The organism is Streptomyces sp. NPDC090798, assembly GCF_044768965.1.
In the GTDB taxonomy this organism is placed as follows: domain Bacteria; phylum Actinomycetota; class Actinomycetes; order Streptomycetales; family Streptomycetaceae; genus Streptomyces.
On the sequence record NZ_JBIVXA010000029.1, the window covers coordinates 1 to 18,185 of the forward strand.

At 70.0% G+C, this 18,185-nt stretch carries 17 protein-coding genes; 9 read left to right on the forward strand and 8 right to left on the reverse strand.

Features of this window, described 5'->3' with window-relative positions; genetic code table 11:
- The coding region (locus ACIQTP_RS40595; RefSeq protein ID WP_403409572.1) for an alpha amylase C-terminal domain-containing protein at nucleotides 1–190 on the forward strand (190 nt) is incomplete at its 5' end.
- A 47-nt stretch (nucleotides 191–237) separates the two neighbouring features.
- On the opposite strand, the gene ACIQTP_RS40600 is transcribed toward ACIQTP_RS40595, so the two are convergent.
- The 4 genes from ACIQTP_RS40600 to ACIQTP_RS40615 all read right to left on the reverse strand — a co-directional run bounded on the left by ACIQTP_RS40600 (nucleotide 238) and on the right by ACIQTP_RS40615 (nucleotide 3,985).
- Nucleotides 238–2,517, reverse strand: a complete 2,280-nt coding sequence (locus tag ACIQTP_RS40600) for a HelD family protein (protein WP_403409575.1) — start codon at nucleotides 2,515–2,517, stop codon at nucleotides 238–240.
- A 166-nt stretch (nucleotides 2,518–2,683) separates the two neighbouring features.
- Nucleotides 2,684–2,998, reverse strand: a complete 315-nt coding sequence (locus tag ACIQTP_RS40605) for a co-chaperone YbbN (RefSeq protein WP_095857766.1) — start codon at nucleotides 2,996–2,998, stop codon at nucleotides 2,684–2,686.
- Between the two features lie 14 nt (nucleotides 2,999–3,012).
- Complete coding sequence (locus ACIQTP_RS40610; protein WP_402035948.1) at nucleotides 3,013–3,441, reverse strand: MerR family transcriptional regulator; 429 nt, start codon at nucleotides 3,439–3,441, stop codon at nucleotides 3,013–3,015.
- A gap of 28 nt (nucleotides 3,442–3,469) precedes the next feature.
- A complete protein-coding gene (locus tag ACIQTP_RS40615; protein WP_403409579.1) occupies nucleotides 3,470–3,985 on the reverse strand; it encodes an Lrp/AsnC family transcriptional regulator in 516 nt (171 codons plus the stop codon).
- Between the two features lie 89 nt (nucleotides 3,986–4,074).
- Between ACIQTP_RS40615 and ACIQTP_RS40620 the strand changes: the two genes are divergently transcribed.
- Nucleotides 4,075–4,980 carry an NAD-dependent epimerase/dehydratase family protein gene (locus ACIQTP_RS40620; protein WP_403409582.1) on the forward strand — a complete coding sequence of 302 codons (906 nt, stop codon included), beginning with the start codon at nucleotides 4,075–4,077 and terminating at the stop codon, nucleotides 4,978–4,980.
- Nucleotides 4,981–5,014: 34 nt separating this feature from the next.
- Here ACIQTP_RS40620 and ACIQTP_RS40625 read toward each other — a convergent pair whose 3' ends face one another.
- Together ACIQTP_RS40625 and ACIQTP_RS40630 are read right to left on the reverse strand one after the other, a co-directional pair.
- Nucleotides 5,015–5,785, reverse strand: coding sequence for a DUF2127 domain-containing protein (locus ACIQTP_RS40625; protein WP_402035942.1), 771 nt, complete (start codon nucleotides 5,783–5,785; stop codon nucleotides 5,015–5,017).
- Between the two features lie 119 nt (nucleotides 5,786–5,904).
- Complete coding sequence (locus ACIQTP_RS40630; protein ID WP_403409585.1) at nucleotides 5,905–7,602, reverse strand: MFS transporter; 1,698 nt, start codon at nucleotides 7,600–7,602, stop codon at nucleotides 5,905–5,907.
- Nucleotides 7,603–7,761: 159 nt separating this feature from the next.
- On the opposite strand from ACIQTP_RS40630, the gene ACIQTP_RS40635 reads away from it, so the two are divergent.
- Nucleotides 7,762–8,379 carry a TetR/AcrR family transcriptional regulator gene (locus ACIQTP_RS40635; protein WP_402035936.1) on the forward strand — a complete coding sequence of 206 codons (618 nt, stop codon included), beginning with the start codon at nucleotides 7,762–7,764 and terminating at the stop codon, nucleotides 8,377–8,379.
- 245 nt (nucleotides 8,380–8,624) lie between these two features.
- Here ACIQTP_RS40635 and ACIQTP_RS40640 read toward each other — a convergent pair whose 3' ends face one another.
- On the reverse strand, nucleotides 8,625–10,046 hold the full coding sequence (locus tag ACIQTP_RS40640; RefSeq protein WP_403409588.1) for a cation:dicarboxylate symporter family transporter: 1,422 nt from the start codon (nucleotides 10,044–10,046) through the stop codon (nucleotides 8,625–8,627).
- 192 nt (nucleotides 10,047–10,238) lie between these two features.
- Here ACIQTP_RS40640 and ACIQTP_RS40645 point away from each other — a divergent pair, with 192 nt between their 5' ends.
- From ACIQTP_RS40645 to ACIQTP_RS40670, 6 genes are all read left to right on the forward strand, one after another.
- On the forward strand, nucleotides 10,239–11,972 hold the full coding sequence (locus ACIQTP_RS40645; protein WP_403409591.1) for an ATP-binding protein: 1,734 nt from the start codon (nucleotides 10,239–10,241) through the stop codon (nucleotides 11,970–11,972).
- On the forward strand, nucleotides 11,969–12,649 hold the full coding sequence (locus tag ACIQTP_RS40650) for a response regulator (protein WP_402035930.1): 681 nt from the start codon (nucleotides 11,969–11,971) through the stop codon (nucleotides 12,647–12,649). Before ACIQTP_RS40645 ends, ACIQTP_RS40650 begins: the two co-directional genes overlap by 4 nt.
- Nucleotides 12,650–12,916: 267 nt before the next feature.
- Nucleotides 12,917–14,287 (forward strand): extracellular solute-binding protein, encoded by a 1,371-nt coding sequence (locus tag ACIQTP_RS40655; protein ID WP_403409594.1) that lies wholly within the window; start codon nucleotides 12,917–12,919, stop codon nucleotides 14,285–14,287.
- Nucleotides 14,284–15,147, forward strand: coding sequence for a carbohydrate ABC transporter permease (locus ACIQTP_RS40660; RefSeq protein WP_403409596.1), 864 nt, complete (start codon nucleotides 14,284–14,286; stop codon nucleotides 15,145–15,147). Before ACIQTP_RS40655 ends, ACIQTP_RS40660 begins: the two co-directional genes overlap by 4 nt.
- Nucleotide 15,148: 1 nt before the next feature.
- Nucleotides 15,149–15,994 (forward strand): carbohydrate ABC transporter permease, encoded by an 846-nt coding sequence (locus tag ACIQTP_RS40665; protein ID WP_351431716.1) that lies wholly within the window; start codon nucleotides 15,149–15,151, stop codon nucleotides 15,992–15,994.
- Between the two features lie 322 nt (nucleotides 15,995–16,316).
- Nucleotides 16,317–16,946: an XRE family transcriptional regulator gene (locus ACIQTP_RS40670; RefSeq protein WP_403409816.1), complete on the forward strand. Its 630-nt coding sequence runs from the start codon at nucleotides 16,317–16,319 to the stop codon at nucleotides 16,944–16,946.
- 85 nt (nucleotides 16,947–17,031) lie between these two features.
- Here the strand turns inward: ACIQTP_RS40670 and ACIQTP_RS40675 are convergent, their stop codons facing one another.
- Nucleotides 17,032–18,057 carry an ATP-dependent 6-phosphofructokinase gene (locus ACIQTP_RS40675; protein WP_054233176.1) on the reverse strand — a complete coding sequence of 342 codons (1,026 nt, stop codon included), beginning with the start codon at nucleotides 18,055–18,057 and terminating at the stop codon, nucleotides 17,032–17,034.
- Nucleotides 18,058–18,185 lie beyond the last annotated feature (128 nt).

Consider the following 18,185-nt stretch of genomic DNA (forward strand, 5'->3'; position numbering starts at 1 on the left):
CCGCCTCGGCATCCCCGAGTCCATCCCCGCCTGGCACGAAGTCCTCAACACCGACGCCGCCCGCTACGGCGGCAGCGACGTCCACAACCCCCACCCCGTCAAACCCGAGTCCCACGCCGCCCACGCCCACCCCACCAGCCTTCGCCTGACCCTGCCTCCCCTGGCCACGATCTGGCTGCGCCCCGCCTGACGCGAGGGGCGGGGCGAGGACGGTGAGCGCCTCGCCCCGCCCGGTGGTCAGACCGTCGCCGCCCGCAGCGCCTCGGGCAGTTCACCCTCGTACACGATCCCGAGCGCCTGCGTCGCCCGCGTCAGCGCCACGTACAGGTCGCTCGTGCCGTACCGCGCCGGTTCGACCACGAGGACGGAGTCGAATTCCAGCCCCTTGGCCTGGCGGGGGTCGAGGAGCACGACCGTCCGGGTCAGGTCGGGCTCCTCCCCCGCCGTCACGTCCTCCAGCCGGGCCGCGAGCGAGGTGTGCAGGTCGCGGGGCGCGATCACCGCGAGCCGTCCCTCGGCGGGGGTCAGTTCGGCGACGGCCTTCGCGACGGTGCCGGGCAGGTCGTCCCCGGCGGCACGCGCCCACGGCCGTACGCCCGTCGAACGCACCGACCGCGGCGGCTCGAAGTCCGGGTGCCGCGCGCGCAGTACGCCCGCCGCCACGTCCATGATCTCGGACGGGGTGCGGTAGTTGACGGCCAGGCGCTTGTGCTCCCAGCGGTCCTCGACATAGGGGGCGAGGATCTCCGACCAGGATCCCACTCCGGCCGCCTCCGCGGTCTGCGCGGGGTCGCCGACCAGGGTCATCGAGCGGGTCGGGCTGCGCCGCATCAGCAGGCGCCAGGCCATCGGCGAGAGCTCCTGCGCCTCGTCGACGATGATGTGGCCGAACGCCCAGGTCCGGTCGGCCGCCGCGCGTTCGGCGGCGCTGCGGTGGTCCTCCTCCTCGTGCCGCTGGGCCATCCGCTCGGCGTCGATGATGTTGTGCGCGGACAGGATCTCGGAGTCCTCCTCGTCCTTGTCCTCGAACTCGTAGGTACGGGAGGCGTAGGACACGTCCAGCACGCCCTGCGCGTACGCCACCTGGGCGCGGCGCTCCTGGTCGGCGAGGGCGCGGGCCACGCGGTCGTCCTCGCCGAGCAGTTCGGCGGCCTCGTCGAGGAGGGGGACGTCGGCGGTGGTCCAGGCCCCGGTGACCGGGCGGCGGATCGCGGCCGCGTCCTCGTCCGGGACGTATCCCTCGGGGTCCGCGAGGAAGTCGGCGACCAGGCTCTGCGGGGTCAGCCGCGGCCACAGCTGGTCGATGGCCGACCAGACCTCGGGGTTCTCGGCGAGGTCGTCGCGGATCTGGGTGATGTCGCTCGGGTCGAGCAGGTTCGAACCGTCGAAGGGGTCGGTGCCGATGCGCTCGGCCAGCATGTCGGTGAGCGTGTTGAGGATGTGGCCCTCGAAGTACTCGCGGGCCACGTTGTGCGGCAGCTTCGCCTCGCGGGTGCGCTCGCGGGCGACCTGGACGAGCCCGGCGTCGAGCATCAGGATGTCCCGGTCGTGCTCGATCGCGATGACCGGGTCGGGCAGCGCCTGGCGGCCCTGGACCACGGCGGCGAGCACCTCGGCCATGTCGGCGCGGCCCTTCACCGCGGCGGCCCGCGGGTCGTCGGCGGCGGTCGCCCTGACGCCGGGGAACAGTTCGCCGACGGTCGCGAGCAGCACCCCCGTCTCGCCGAGCGAGGGCAGTACCTCACCGATGTAACCCAGGAAGGCGGGGTTCGGTCCGACGATCAGGACGGCGCGCTTCGCCAGCAGTTCCCGGTACTCGTACAACAGGTACGCGGCCCTGTGCAGCGCCACGGCCGTCTTTCCGGTGCCGGGGCCGCCCTCGACGACCAGCACGCCCTTGTGCGGGGCGCGGATGATCCGGTCCTGTTCGGCCTGGATGGTCTGCACGATGTCGCTCATGCGGCCGGTGCGCGCCGAGTTCAGCGCCGCCAGCAGTACGGCGTCGCCGGTCGGGTCCTCGTGGCCGGTGCGCTCGTGGTCGCCGAGGTCGAGGATCTCGTCGTGCAGGTCGGTCACCCGGCGGCCGTCGGTGGTGATGTGCCGGCGGCGGCGCAGGTCCATCGGCGTGTGGCCGGTGGCGAGGTAGAAGGGGCGGGCGACCGGGGCCCGCCAGTCGATGAGGATGGGTGTGTGCTCGGTGTCGTCGGCGCGGATGCCGATACGGCCGATGTGATGGGTGACGCCGGAGGTGAGGTCGATGCGGCCGAAGCAGAGCGAGCCGTCCACGGCGTTCAGCGCGGCGAGCAGGCCCGAGCGCTCGGCGACGAGCACGTCCCGTTCGAGCCTGGCCTGCATGGGTGTGTTGCCCTGCGCGAGCGCGTCGCCGACGGAGGCCTCGGTGTCGCCCCGCAGCGCGTCCACGCGTGCGTACAACCCGTCGATGAATTCCTGCTCGTGCTGCAATTCATCGTCGGGAAATCCTGTGGTGCCCTCTGCGTTTGCGCCCCTGTTTGACAATTCCGCTCCCGGCCGGATATACTGTGCCCAGTGAACTTCTTCGCGACCTAATTCTTCTGAAGTCGCGAATCATTCAATATACGCAAAGAAATCCCCCGAGCGCAATTGCTCGGGGGATTTCTTGTGGTTCTCCTGTATATCGGCGAGGTCAGCGCACGTCCGGCGGTCAGAGCACGTCGGACAGCTCCTCCAGCAGCCGGCGCTTCGGCCGGGCGCCCACCATCGACTTCACCGGCTCGCCCCCGCGGAACACCATGAACGTGGGCATCGACAGCACCCGGTAGGCGTTCGTCGTCAGCGGGTTGGTGTCCACGTCCAGCTGGACCACCTTGAGCCGCTCGCCCTCCTCGGCCGCCAGGGCGCTGAGCACCGGCCCCATCTGCCGGCACGGCGGGCACCAGTCGGCCGTGAACTCCACCAGTACCGGGAGCTCGGCGCCGATCACCTCCGTCTCGAAGTCCGCGTCCGTCACCGAAGCCACGCCTGCCACCTTGATCACCGTGTCCGCCCTTCCAGTTCGCATACGGGTTCCGGGCCGCCCGGAACCTCCGCCTCGGCCGCCAGCTCGTCACGCGCCCGCTCGGCCCGCGCCAGCTGCGCGCCGACCTCGGCCCGTACGACCCGCAGCTCGTCGATCAGCGCGTCCAGCTCGCCCAGCTTGCGCCGGTAGACCGCGAGCGAGGCCGGGCAGGAGTCGCCCTCCGGGTGTCCCGCCCGCAGACACTCCACGAAGGGCCGGGTCTCCTCCAGGTCGAACCCGAAGTCCTGCAGCGTCCTGATCTGCCGCAGCAGCCGCAGGTCGTGCTCGTCGTACGTCCGGTACCCGTTCTCGCCCCGCCGCGCGGGCAGCAGCCCCCGCGACTCGTAGTACCGAAGAGTCCGCGTGGTGGTCCCGGCCCGCGCCGCCAGCTCGCCGATTCGCATGCCCCGACGGTATTCCTTGACGCCGACGTCAACGCAAGGGCAGCAGTGGCTTTCGCGGCACCGGTGAGGACAGGACGATCGAGGTCGTCGTGCGCCCCAGCGCGGAGGTCTGTTCCAGGACGTCCTCCAGGTGGAGTGTGTCCGCCACGGCGACCTTGAGGATCCAGCAGTCCTCGCCGACGACGTGGTGGACCTCGGTGATCTCCGGGCGGGAGATCAGCTCCAGGGTCCTGGGGTGGCGCAGGGTGTACCCGCCGTGCGGGTTGACGCGGACGAAGGCCTGGATGCCGTAGCCGAGGAGGGGCGGTGAGACCTGGGCGCCGTAGCCGGTGACGGCTCCCGTGGACTCCAGCCGGCGCACGCGTTCGGCGACCGCCGCCGGGCTCAGCCGGACGCGCCGGCCCAGCTCGCTGAGCCTGATCCGGCCGTCGCTCTGCAGCAGTTCCAGGATCTGCCGGTCCACCTCGTCGAAGGCCACCGACGTTTCCCTGGCGGCGGCGCGCGGTTGCCGTGGTTCCTTCGGTGCGGCGGCCGGATCTCCCATGTCTCCCCCTTCAGACGTGGCGCGTACGCCGGGAGAATTATGACCACAGAAGCCCGGTGGGTGTGGGAAGTGCGAGGGGGAGGAACGCCGTGCGCGAGATAGGTGTCATTGGCGGAAACCGCTATTTCGGAAAGCGGCTGATCGCCCGGTTGCTGGACGCCGGAGACCATGTCACCGTCATCAATCGCGGTTCCTCCGCACCGCCCGCCGGGGCGGTCCATCTCGTCGCGGACCGCAATGACGGGAATTCCCTGGAGAAGGCGCTGGGTTCACGCACCTTCGATGCCGTGGTCGACCAGGTCTGCTACACACCGCGGCAGGCGGAGATCGCCCGACGGGTCTTCGCGGGACGCACCCGGCGGTACGTCATGACCTCCACCGTCGAGGTGTACGAGTACGAGGACTCGGCGGATCTCGTCAGGGAGGACGCCGTGGATCCCCGTACGGTCTCCATCGACCTCGAACTCCCCTGGGGCGAGTCGGAGTTCCTCGAGGGCCACTACGGGGAGGGCAAGCGCCAGGCCGAGGCGGTGTTCGCGGCCGACCCCGCGTTCCCGTACACGGCCGTCCGGGTGGCTCACGTCCTGGGCGGGGACGACGACTTCACCGGCCGCCTCCAGCACTACGCGGAGCGCATCCGCACGGGCGAGCCGATCGCCGTACCGCCCGTGAACCGCCCGGCGACGTACATCCACGTCGAGGAGATCGCCGACTTCCTGTTCTGGGCGGCGGGCGAGGACTTCGCGGGCCCGGTCAACGCGGCCTCCCACGGGCCGCTGACCACCGAGGAGCTGTGCGAGGCGATCGCCGCGCGCCTCCCGGACGGCAAGACCCTCCTGCGGCCCGTCGAGGTGGGCGAGGTCTCCCCCTTCTCCTTCAGCCGTTCCTACGGCATGGACAACTCCCGGGCCGGCCGGCTCGGGTTCGCCTTCGGCGACGCACGGGCGTGGCTGCCACGCGCGGTGTCCGAGACCCTGGGCTGCGACCGCCTGTAGGCGATCCTCGCCGGCGCCGTGTGGTGCGGGGGTGTCAGGCGTGCGCGGACACGCCCGCCGACTCCTCGACCTCCAGCAGCGACGCGCTGTGCCGCTCCTCCTCGAACGCCTTGCGCCCGCCGCGCAGCCCGAAGAGGCGTTTGGCGAGGGCGATGTAGAGGACGGCGAGGATGTTGAGGACCAGGGTGGCGATCTTCAAGTAGCTGACGTGTTCGGTGAGTTCGTAGATCTCCAGGGGCAGGAAGGCGGCGGTGGCGACCACCGTCAGATACTCCGCCCAGCGCTTGGCGTACCAGAGGCCGCCCGCCTCGACGAGTTCGATCAGCGCGTACGCCAGCAGCAGCGCGGCCACCAGGGCCAGCGTGGAGTGCTTGTAGCCGAAGGACTTCTGGATGGTGCCGACGACCGGCGAGTGGTCGAGGTCGTAGTGGAAGTGCCTGAAGACCGGCCGGAAGACGTCGAGGTTCTCGTCGAAGAGCCGGCGCACCGAGTCCTGGCTGTTGCTGAACTTCCACACCGCGGCCGCGACCAGCACGATGAACACCCCGCGCACGGCCCGTTCGATCGCCAGGAAGCGCAGGATGAACAGATCGCGCAGCACCTTGCCGCGCGGCACCAGGGGAGCTTCCTGCGCGGGGCCCGAGCCATGTGGTTCGGCCAGCACGAAGTCGCCGCAGCGCAGACAGCGCCAGGCCTCGCCGAGGCTCGTCTCGGCGCGCAGCCGCCGGCGCAGTTCCGGCTCGTCGGGCGCGTACGTCACATGGCCTTTGCGCGCGCACGTCCGCCGGTCCCAGTCGATCTTCATACTCCGTGTCCTCCGCAGAACATGCCGCGCCGTGCTGGTCAGTCCGGCACGGCACGGTAGTGCATGTTCTACGAGACGGCGGCCCGAGGGTCACGGTTCCGAGGCGGGTGAGGGTACGCTCAGCGCGTCGTCGCGCCGGTGAGCTCCGGTTGTCCCTCCGCCACCCGCTCCGGGGCCTCCCCCGGGTGCGCGCCGCCCCTCCGGGGCAGCAGGACGGCGACCAGCACGGTCCCCACTCCCAGGATCACCGCGCCGATCAGGCTGGTGTGCGCCACCGCGTCCGAGAAGGACGAACCGACGGCGTCCGCCATCCGCTGTGCCCCGTGGGCGAGTTGGTCGGCCTGCGTCTTCAGCTGCGCGGCCTTCTCGGTGTTCCCGGCGTGCCCCGCCCGCGCGGCCTGCTCACCGAGCTGCCGGGCCTTGTCACCGATGCCCTGGGCGACCGCGTAGCCCGCGCCGACCGAGTCCTGTGCCGTGGACAGGGTGCCCGCCGGGAGCTTGCTGCCCGCGGTGGCGTCCGAGAGGTGCGAGGAGTACGAACTCGCCAGCACGGAACCGAGGATCGCGATGCCGAGCGAGCCGCCGAGCTCCAGCGAGGTGTCGTTGACGGCGCCGCCGACACCGAGTTCGGCCTCGGGGAACGCGCCCATGATGGCGTCCGTGCAGGGCGAGAGCGCGAGCCCGATCGCGAGGCCCAGGATGGTGAGGGGCAGCACGAGATCGCCGTACGAGGATGCCGCGTCGACCCGGGTGAGCAGCGCGAGTGCCGCGGTGCCGCCGACCATGCCCGCGGTCACCGTGATCTTCATGCCGATGCGCGGGGTGAGGTAGCCGGTGAGCGCCGAGCCGACGAACACGGCCCCGGCGAGCGGCAGCATCCGCACCCCGGTGTCCAGCGCGTCGTAGCCGAGGACGAACTGGAGGTGCTGGGTGAGGTAGTAGAAGGCGCCGAAGACGGCCAGGAAGAAGAGGGCGACGGCGAGGTTGGAGCCGGCGAACCGGCGGTGGGCGAAGCGGCGTACGTCGACGACCGGGCGCGGGTGGCGCAGTTCCCACACCACGAAGGCCACGAGGCCGGCACCCGCGACGACCGCGGCGGTCACGGCCTTGACGCCCCATCCGAAGTGCGGCCCCTCGATGATCATGTAGACCAGCGAGCCGATCCAGACCACGGACAGCAGACCGCCGACGTGGTCGATGCGGTGGTGGTGCGCGGCCCTGGACGGCGGTACGAGGACGAGGGCGCCGACGATCGCGAGCGCGGCGACGGGCACGTTGATCAGGAACGTGGACGACCAGCCGTGGTGCTCCAGCAGGGCACCGGCGACCAGCGGCCCGGCCGCGATGGCGAGTCCGGCGGTGGCGGTCCACAGGGTGATCGCCTTCGCCCGCTCCTCGCGCGGGAAGGTCGCGGCGAGCAGGGAGAGCGTCGCGGGCATGATCAGGGCGGCGCCGACGCCCATCACGGCACGGGCCGCGATGACCCCGGTGGAGCTGTCGACGAGTGAGCCCGCGACCGCGCCCCCGCCGAAGACGACGAGCCCCAGGATGAGCGCGCCGCGCCGGCTGTACTTGTCGCCGATCGCGCCGAGCAGCAGCATCAGCGCGGCGTACGGGACGGTGTAGCCGTCGATGACCCACTGCAGGTCCGCGCTGGACAGGCCCAGGTCCTGGGTCATGTCGGGGGCGGCGACCGTGAGGGCGGTGTTCGCCATCACGATGATCAGCAGGCTCAGGCAGAGCACCAGCAGCGCCCACCAGCGCCGGGCGTAGGGCCGGTCCATCCCCTCGACCGGTTCGTTCATGACGAGACGCATGACTACGGTCGCCCTCTCTCTCGATCCTCTTGCACACTGATGCGCAATTGCTCAACCATGTGCAATGTACGTCGATGCACAGCGCTGTGCAAATAGGGGAGGTGGAGCCCTTGTGGAGGGCGCGAGTGATCACCTCGCGCGGATCCGGGGGCGTGCACAATGGCAGCCATGACCACGGGTAGTGCCAGCCGCGCGGATGCGAACCGCCGCCGCATCCTCGACGTCGCGCTCGCCGAGCTGCTGCGCGACCCCGACGCGTCCATGGACCAGATCGCACGGGCCGCGGGCGTCGTACGGCGCACGGTGTACGGGCACTTCCCGAGCCGCGAGGTGCTGATCAGCACGTTGACCGACGGCGCGGTGGAGGCGGTGGCCGCGGCGCACGCGGCGGGCCGGGAGAGCGGCCAGGATCCCGCGGAATCACTGATCCGCTCGACGCTCGCGATCTGGGAGGTCGCCGACCGCTACCGGCTGCTGGTCGCGCTCGCCCAGCGCAGCATCACGGTGCAGGGCATCCGCGAGCGGCTCACCCCGGTGCGCGAGGCCTGCGCGGAGCTCCTGCGGCGCGGCCTCGACCAGGGCGTGTTCGAGTCCGCGCTACCGGCGCCCGCACTGGCGTACGTACACGAGCAGATGCTGTTCGCCCTCATGGAGGCGGTGAACGACGGCCTGCTGGCACCGGAAGAGGCGGGCCGCTCCGCCGCGATCACCATGCTGACCACGGCGGGCGTACCCGCCTCCAGAGCCACCGAACTGGTGACCAAGCTGAGCGATTGAGCTGTCGGGGTTCTTCTTCGATCTTCTTCGGCAAAAGAACTTCTTCGCAGAACACCGAGCGGCCAGGTCTACGGGGGGAGAACCTGGCCGCCCGGCGGCTTGGGGGGGCTTATGAGCCCCGTAAGCGGGGCGCCCCGTCAGGGGCGCGAGGCGGTGTCATCTTGCGACTCCGCCGCGTGGGCGCGACAAGCCACGATCCACGCGCGGCCTGCGAACGACCCGCAGCCCCTCTTCCAGCGGAGCGTTCACGCCTTCGCCAGCTCCTTCTCGCCGCCCCGTTCGGGCACCTCCGCGGCGACGTCCGAGGCGTCGTCCTCGTCGTTGTCCAGCAGAGTCTTCTCGTCGAACGGCAGCTCCCCGGCGAGAACCCGGTTCACCCGCTCCTTGTCGACCTCACCGGTCCACGTACCGATGAGCAGCGTGGCGACGGCGTTCCCCGCGAAGTTGGTGACCGCACGCGCCTCGCTCATGAACCGGTCGATACCGATGATCAGACCGACACCGTCCACCAGCGCGGGCTTGTGCGACTGCAGACCACTGGCCAGGACGGCGATACCGGAGCCGGAGACACCCGCCGCGCCCTTCGAGGCGACCATCATGAAGAGCAGCAGGCCGATCTGCTGGCCGACGCTCATCGGCTGGTCCATCGCGTCGGCGATGAACAGCGAGGCCATGGTCAGGTAGATCATCGTGCCGTCGAGGTTGAAGGAGTAGCCGGTCGGCACGGTGATGCCGACAACCGGGCGGCTGACGCCCAGGTGCTCCATCTTGGCGATGAGCCGCGGCAGCGCGGACTCGGACGACGAGGTGGAGACGATCAGCAGGAACTCCCGGCCGAGGTACTTCAGCAGCTGGAAGAGGCTGACCTTGGCGACGAGCTTCGTCAGCGTGCCGAGCACGATGACGATGAAGAGCGCACAGGTGATGTAGAAGCCGAGCATGATCGTGCCCAGCGCCTTCAGCGCGTCCATGCCGGTCTCACCGATGACGGCCGCCATGGCGCCGAAGGCACCGACGGGCGCGGCCCACATGATCATCCCGAGGATGCGGAAGACCAGCTTCTGGATGTGCTCGACACCCTTGAGCACCGGCTGCCCGGCACGGCCCATGGCCTGCAGCGCGAAGCCCACGAGGAGGGCGATCAGCAGGGTCTGGAGCACCTGGCCCTCGGTGAAGGCCGAGACGAAGGTGGTCGGGATGATCCCGAGGATGAAGTCGACGGGGCCCTCGGCGGCGGCCTGGGCCTGCGTGTGCCCGACGCCCTTCACGGCCTCGGTCAGGTGCATCCCGCTGCCCGGGTGGATGATGTTGCCGACGACCAGGCCGATGGCCAGCGCCACGAAGGACATACAGATGAAGTAGCCGAGCGCGAGACCGCCGACCTTGCCGACCTTGGCGGCCTTGCGTACCGAGCCGACGCCGAGCACGATCGTGCAGAAGATGATCGGGGAGATCATCATCTTGATCAGGTTCACGAAGCCCGTGCCGATCGGCTTGAGCTCCTTGGCGAAGTCCGGTGCGGCGAACCCGACGGCGATGCCGAGCACAACCGCGATGATCACCGCGATGTACAGATAGTGGGTGCGGTCCCGCTTGGCGGCGGGTGCGGCAGGTGCCGTTTGGGTGCTGGCCACGGCTGCCCTCCTTGACGACGTCATCGGCATCATCCGGCGTGCGGCTCACGTCCGGCGGAACCCGGTGTGCGGCCCGCTCCGGGGGGTCCCGGGGTGCGGCTCACTCGGGGGGATCCCGGGGTGCGGCTCACTCCGGGGGATGCGGTGACTATCTCCCGCCCTGTGAGGGCGGTCACCCTTCCGTTCATTTAGTTCATATTTATAAGGAGAGGCAGACTGAACGACATGCGCTTCCCCCACGTCCCGCGACCCCGCAGCCTGGCCGGCCAGCTCTTCGCCATGCAGGCCGTGCTCATCGCGGTGCTCGTCGCCGGTTACGCGCTGTTCAGTTACGTCAGCGACCGCAGCCAGGCCGAGGACGCGGCGGGCCGCCAGGCCATGGCCGTGGCCCGTTCGATCGCCGACGCGCCCTCCGTCCGCGATGCCATCCGCACCACGAACCCCACCCGGGATCTCCAGCCGTACGCGCTTCAGGTACAGCGGGACACCGGCGTGGACTTCGTGACGATCATGAACCCGCGGGGCATCCGCTGGACCCACCCCGACGAGACGCTGATAGGCAAGCACTTCCTCGGGCACATCGGGCCCGCCCTGCACGGCAAGTCCTTCACGGAGACGTACACGGGCAGCCTCGGGGCGTCCGTCCGCGCCGTCACCCCGGTCCTGGACAACGGCCACATCGTCGGCCTGGTCAGCGCGGGCATCAAGGTCGAGGCGATCACCCAGCGCGTGCAGGACCAGGTGACCGCCCTCGTCGGCGCCGCGGGCAGCGCGCTCGCGCTCGGCGGCATCGGCACGTACGTCATCAACGCCCGGCTGCGCCTCTCCACGCACGGCATGAACGCGGCCGAGCTGAGCCGGATGCACGACTACCACCAGGCCGCGCTGCACGCCGTGCGCGAGGGGCTGCTGATGCTGGACGGGCAGTACAGGGTGGCGCTGATGAACGACGGCGGGCGGGAGCTGCTGGGGGTGACGGACGAGGTCGTCGGACACTCCGTGGCCGAGCTCGGGCTGCCCGCACCGCTCACCGGCGCCCTGCTGTCGGCGGAGCCGCGGGTGGACGAGGTGCATCTGACAGCGTCCCGCGTGCTGGTCGTGAACACCTCCCCGGTGTCCGGCGGCGAGCGGCGCGGCACGGTGGTCACCCTGCGCGATGTGACCGAACTCCAGTCCCTGATGGGCGAGTTGGACTCCGAGCGCGGCTTCACCCAGGCGCTGCGCTCACAGGCGCACGAGGCCGCGAACCGGCTGCACACGGTGGTCTCGCTGATCGAGCTGGGGCGCGCCGAGGAGGCCGTCGAGTTCGCCACCGCCGAGCTCGAACTCGCCCAGACGCTCACCGACGAGGTGATCTCGGCGGTCAGCGAGCCGGTCCTCGCCGCCCTGCTGCTGGGCAAGGCGGCCCAGGCGAACGAGCGGGGCGTGGAGCTGGTGGTGTCGGAGGAGAGCGGTATCGACGACGGGCTGCTCCAGACCGGCCTGCCGGCCCGTGACCTGGTCACCGTGCTGGGCAATCTGATCGACAACGCGATGGACGCGGCGCAGGGGACGGTGGGGGCACGGGTGACCGTCACGGCCTTCACGGACGACTCCGGCCTGGTCCTGCGGGTCGCCGACACGGGCGCGGGAGTCGACCCCGCCCACGCGGAGGCGGTCTTCCAGCGCGGCTGGTCCACCAAACCGGCGGGGCCCGGCGGCCGGGGCCTCGGGCTGGCCCTCGTACGCCAGGCCGTGAGCCGTCACGACGGCACGCTGACGGTGGCGCAGGCGCGCGGGGGCGGGGCGGAGTTCGAGGCGCGGCTGCCGTTGCCTACGGTTGCCCCGTGCGCCCCTGCCGGACCCGTGCCGGGAGCCGCCGAGGAACCGGCCCCGGCCACCGCCGAAGGGGCCACCACCGAAGGGGCCGCCGCCGAGCCCGAGTCCGCCCAGCACGCCCTGCCTGGAGGCGACGTATGACCGCCGACCCCATCCGCGTACTCGTCGTCGAGGACGACCCGGTCGCCGCCGACGCGCACGTCATGTACGTGGGCCGGGTGCCCGGCTTCACGGCGGTCGGCAAGGCGCACACGGGCGCGGAGGCGCGGCGTGCGCTGGACCGTACGCCGGTGGACCTGCTGCTGCTCGACCTGCACCTGCCGGACGTGCACGGACTGCAGCTCGCCCGCTCCCTGCGCGCCGCCGGCTATCACGCGGACGTGATCGCGGTGACGTCCGCGCGGGACCTCGCGGTCGTAAGGGAAGGGGTCTCTCTCGGGGTCGTCCAGTACGTCCTGAAGCCCTTCACCTTCGCCACCCTGCGCGACCGCCTCGTCCGGTACGCCGAGTTCCACGCGGCGGTGGGCGAGGCGAGCGGCCAGGACGAGGTGGACCGCGCCCTGGCCACCCTGCGCGCCCCGGGCCCGGCCGCACTCCCCAAGGGCCTCAGCGCGCCGACGCTGGAGCGGGTCACCCGGGTGCTGCGGGACAGCGCCGAGGGCCTGACGGCGGCCGGGGTCGCGGAGTCGGTCGGCATCTCCCGGATCACGGCCCGGCGCTATCTGGAGCACCTGGTGGACGCGGGACGGGCGGCGCGGGCTCCGCAGTACGGGCAGGTGGGGCGGCCGGAGTTGCAGTACCGGTGGGTCAAGGGCTGATCGCGCGGGGCGTCAGCCGTCCGGCAGGATCACGGCGCGGCCGTTCACCCGGGGTGCCGGGCGTCGTCGACGAACAGGGCCGATGCCCCGGTGGGACATGAGACCCGGTGAGACTTATGTCCCACCGGGACATCACACGCGGCCCCGTCTCCGTGAGCGGCCGCAAGGTCACGAGCCGCTGCAAGGTCATTGACGTGGACTAGTCCACGCTCTTACGTTCACCGGGCAGACAACTCGGCCACCAATGACGTCGGCCAGTAGGAGGTCGTGCCCGTGCGCCCCACCGCCGCTCCTCTTCTCCTCGCCACTCTGCTCACCGCGACCGCGCTCAGCGCGTGCGGATCGGGCTCCGGAAGCGACCCGGACACCGTGAAGGTCTCCTTCAAGCAGTCCACGGACAACTCGATCCGCGTCATGGACACCTACCTGGGAGAGATGAAGAAGGAGTTCGAGAAGGCCAACCCCGGCAAGAAGGTCGAACTCGTCCCGATCAAGGCCCCGGACTCCGAGTACTACACCAAGCTCCAGCAGATGCTGAGATCCCCCAAGACGGCCCCCGACCTGGTCTACGAGGACACCTTCCTCATCAACTCGGACATCACGAGCGGGTACTTGAAGCCCCTCGACCCCTACCTCGACAAGTGGCCGGACTGGAACCAGTTCATCGACACGGCGCAGTCGGCCGCGAAGGCGCAGGACGGGAAGACGTACGGCGTCCCGGACGGCACGGACACCCGGGGCCTCTGGTTCGACAAGGGCATCTTCAAGAAGGCGGGCCTGCCCGCCGACTGGCAGCCGAAGACGTGGGACGAGGTGCTGGCCGCCGCACGCACCATCAAGGCGAAGGTCCCCGGCGTCACCCCGCTCAACGTCTACACGGGCAAGCCGGCGGGCGAGGCGGCCACCATGCAGGGCTTCGAGATGCTGCTGTACGGGACGGGTGACGGAACGTCGGACCCCCTGTACGACACGGCGTCGAAGAAGTGGATCGCGGGCAGTCGGGCCTTCAAGGACGCGCTCAGCTTCGTGCACACGGTCTACAAGGAGAAGCTGGGCCCCGATGTCTCGGACGCCCTGGACCCGAACTTCCCCACGAACGTCCGCGGCGAACTCATGCCCAAGGGCAAGCTCGGCATCAACCTGGACGGCAGCTGGCTCCCGCAGGACTGGCTGAAGGGCGCGGGGCACGAGTGGCCCGAGTGGTCACGGAAACTCGGCCTCGCGTACATGCCGACGCAGACCGGCCAGGCCCCCGGCAAGGTGAGCATGTCCGGCGGCTGGACCTGGTCGATCCCCGCCAAGGCCTCCAACCCGGACCTCGCCTTCAAGTTCATCGAGACGATGCAGACCAAGGCGAACGCGCGGAAGTGGTACATCGCCAACTCCGGCATCGCGGTGCGCAAGGACGTGGCCTCCGACCCCGGATACGTGAAGGCGCAGCCCGGCATCAAGTTCTTCACGGACCTGGTCGCGAGCACGCACTACCGCCCCGCGTACCCGGCCTATCCCAAGGTCTCGACGGCCATCCAGGAGGCCATGGAGGGCGTGACGACGGGTGACAGCTCGGTCGACAAGGCGGCGAGCGGGTACGACGAGGAGCTGAAGACGGCCACCGACAACCAGGTGATCAGGAAGTGAGGCTGCGCCGTACCCTGACCCGCGCCCTGCCCGTCACCCCCGCCGTCGCCCTCCTGCTCCTCTTCCTGGCGGGCCCGATCGCGTACTGCGCGTACATCGCCTTCACCGACCTCCAGCTCACCGGCCAGGCGCACTCGTCCTTCGTCGGCTTCGACAACTTCCGGGCGGCGTTCAAGGACGACGCGTTCCTGAACGCGGTCTGGCTGACGCTGGTGTTCACGGTCCTGTCGTCACTGGTCGGCCAGAACACGCTGGGCCTGGCGCTGGCTTCGCTGATGCAGCGGGCGTCGAAGCCGGTGCGGACGGTCGTGGGCGGGATCGTGATCACGGCGTGGGTGCTGCCGGAGGTGGTGGCGGGGTTCCTGCTGTACGCGTTCTTCCGACGGGAAGGCACGCTGAACGCGATCCTGGACTGGCTCCACCTCCCCACCCAGAACTGGCTGTTCACGCTGCCGATCCTGGCGGTGTCGTTCGCGAACGTCTGGCGGGGGACGGCCTTCTCCATGCTGGTGTACTCGGCGGCCCTGAACGAGATACCGAAGGAGATCACCGAGGCGGCGGAGGTGGACGGGGCGGGTGGCTGGCGCCGTATGTGGCACATCACGCTGCCGATGATCCGCCGCTCGATCGGCACGAACCTGATGCTCAACACCCTTCAGACGCTGTCGGTGTTCGGGCTGATCTGGGTGATGACGAGGGGCGGCCCGGGGAACAGGAGCCAGACACTGCCGCTCTTCATGTACGAGCAGGCCTTCCAGAAGAGCATGATCGGATACGGCACCGCGGTGGCGCTGCTCCTGCTGGTGGTCGGCTCGCTGTTCTCGCTGCTGTACATGCGGCTGCTGCGGACGGAGGTGTGACATGCCGGTCCGTACGACACTGAGGTCCCGCCGCACCGGCCGCCGGCTGGCCGCCGACGCGGGCCTGCTGGTGGTGGCCGCCGCCTTCGTCCTCCCGCTCGCCTGGGTGGTCCTGTCCGCCCTCGACCCGCACGCGGGCCTCAGGGTGCGGGTCCCGGACGGTCTCACGCTGGACAACTTCGACGCGGTCCTGAAACCGGACATCACCTACACACCGCTGCTCAACAGCCTGATCCTGTGCGGGGGCGGGACGCTGCTCACGGTGGTGTGCGCGGCGCTGGCCGCGTATCCGCTGTCGCGGTTCCGCTCGCGCCTGAACCGCCCCTTCCTCCTGACGATCCTCTTCGCGACGTGCCTGCCGATCACGGCGATCATGGTCCCGGTGTACGCGTTGTTCGTACGGGTGAACCTCATCGACACCGTGCAGGGCACCATCTTCTTCTTCGCCGCGTCGCAACTCCCCTTCGCCATCTGGCTGATGAAGAACTTCATGGACGGCGTACCGAAGGAACTGGAGGAGGCGGCGTGGACGGACGGTGCGTCGTCGCTCCAGTCCCTGGTACGGATCGTGCTGCCGCTGATGGGGCCGGGGGTGGCGGTGGTGACGGTCTTCTCGTTCGTGATGATGTGGGGGAACTTCTTCGTCCCGTTCATGCTCCTGCTGACACCGGACCAGATGCCGGCGTCCGTGAGCATCAACGACTTCTTCGGGAATCGGGGGACGGTGGTCTACGGGCAGCTGGCCGCGTTCTCGGTCATCTACTCGACGCCGGTGATCCTGCTGTACGTACTGGTGGCAAGGCGGCTGGGCGGGGGGTTCGCGTTGGGCGGCGCGGTCAAGGGATAAGAGCCGTCACGCGGTCAGAGCCTGTCGGGCCATGCTTTCTCATCATCGGGGCATGGCCCCTGCCGTCCACTGCCGATGGCGACGTTCCCGTTGTCGTCCACCCATGGACCAAAAGTCCCGCCCCGGAGCCCTGGGAGGATCGGACGGGAAGAGGCGGCGGGGGCATAACCGTATGTTCGTACGATCCGTGATTGTGGCCGAACAGACCGTAGTCACCACCGCCCCGGCCCCATATTTTGTGCGCGTGCAGCGACCGCAGGCCCATCAGCCCACCCCGCCCTTCAACGCTCCGGCAGCCCGCAGACTGCGGGCTGCTCTCGGCATGGGCCCCGAGCACGTCGCGTACGGAATGCGAGCCTCGTACGGGCTGCCGTACGTCACCCCCGATCTCGTCGCGGCCTGGGAGAGAGGGACGACCACCCCCAGTGGGCCCGAACTCACCGCGCTCGCGGGCGTGTTGTGGTGCTCGCCGGGTGAACTCATCGGCGCGCCACGGACGTTGCGCGAGCACCGCGTGTCACGCGGACTGGCCCAGGAGGACATCGCCCGCACCGTCGGCCTCGAACTCCTCGCCTACCAGCGGATGGAGGAGGCCGACGAGTGGCGCGGCACCGACCGGCAGTCGGTCGCCCTCGCCGACACCCTCGAACTGTCGCTGCGGGACTTCATCACCGTCACGGGTCGCGACGGCAAGCTGGCCGAGCTGCTGCGCAGCGCGGTGACGACGCGATGGCAGGCGTACGTCCGTCCGGTCGGGAAGATGATCCCGCTGGACCGGCGCCTCCTGGAGGATGCCCTCCAGAAGATGCACACGGAGTACCAGGGGCAGATGGTCGTCACGCTCAGCTGGAACGGCGGAGCGGCCGCCGCCGACGCCGACGACTCCGGCCGCGACTTCCTCGACCGGATCGTCGATCACTTCTGGGCGATGGTCCAGAGAAATACGTACTGAGCCCGCTCGACGCGGGCTCGCAGGACCCAGGCCCGTACGACGCGAGCCCGTACGAGCGAGGCCGTACGACGCGAACCCGTACGACCTAGAACACCGACTCCGCCTCGTCCATCCGGTCCTTCGGCACCGTCTTCAGCTCCGTGACCGCCTCCGCCAGCGGCACCATCAGCACATCCGTCCCCCGCAGTGCCGTCATCCGCCCGAAGTCACCCCGGTGCGCCGCCTCCACCGCGTGCCACCCGAACCGCGTGGCGAGCACCCGGTCGTACGCGGTCGGGGTGCCGCCCCGCTGTACATGGCCGAGGATGACCGGCTTGGCCTCCTTGCCGAGGCGCCGCTCCAGCTCGTACGCCAGCGCCGTACCGATGCCCTGGAAGCGCTCGTGGCCGAACTGGTCGATGGCGCCGTGGCCGTAGTCCATGGTGCCCTCGACGGGGTGGGCGCCCTCGGCGACGCAGATGACCGCGAACTTCTTGCCGCGGGCGAAGCGCTCCTCGACCATCGCCATCACGTCGGACGGGTCGAAGGGGCGCTCGGGCAGGCAGATGCCGTGGGCGCCGGCCGCCATGCCGGACTCCAGGGCGATCCAGCCCGCGTGCCGGCCCATGACCTCGACGACCATCACGCGCTGGTGGGACTCGGCGGTGGTCTTGAGGCGGTCCATGGCCTCCGTGGCCACACCCACCGCGGTGTCGAATCCGAAGGTCCGGTCCGTCGACGAGATGTCGTTGTCGATCGTCTTCGGGACACCGACCACCGGAAGCCCCGCGTCCGACAGCATCCGGGCGGCCGTCAGCGTGCCCTCGCCGCCGATCGGGATCAGCACGTCGATGCCGAACTCGCGAGCCATGTCCTGCGCGTTCTCGCAGGCCTCGCGGAGCCGGTCGCGCTGAAGTCGCGAGGAGCCGAGAATCGTGCCGCCACGGGCCAGGATGCCGCTGACCGCGTTGAGGTCGAGGGTGCGGTAGCGGCCGTCGAGCAAGCCCGCGTAGCCGTCCTCGAAGCCGATGACCTCGTCCCCGAAATTGGTGACCGCTCGGTGCACGACCGACCGGATCACGGCGTTCAGGCCCGGGCAGTCGCCGCCTGCGGTGAGAACTCCGATACGCATCGTGCTGTGTCTCCTGCTCGCTGCTGGTACGTGTGAGCCGGTCCGATTGTTTCATGAGACGAAGGGCACCGACGATTCCGTCCTCCCCACCAGGACGTTTGTCCTGGCGGGCGCCTTAGCTACCCTCA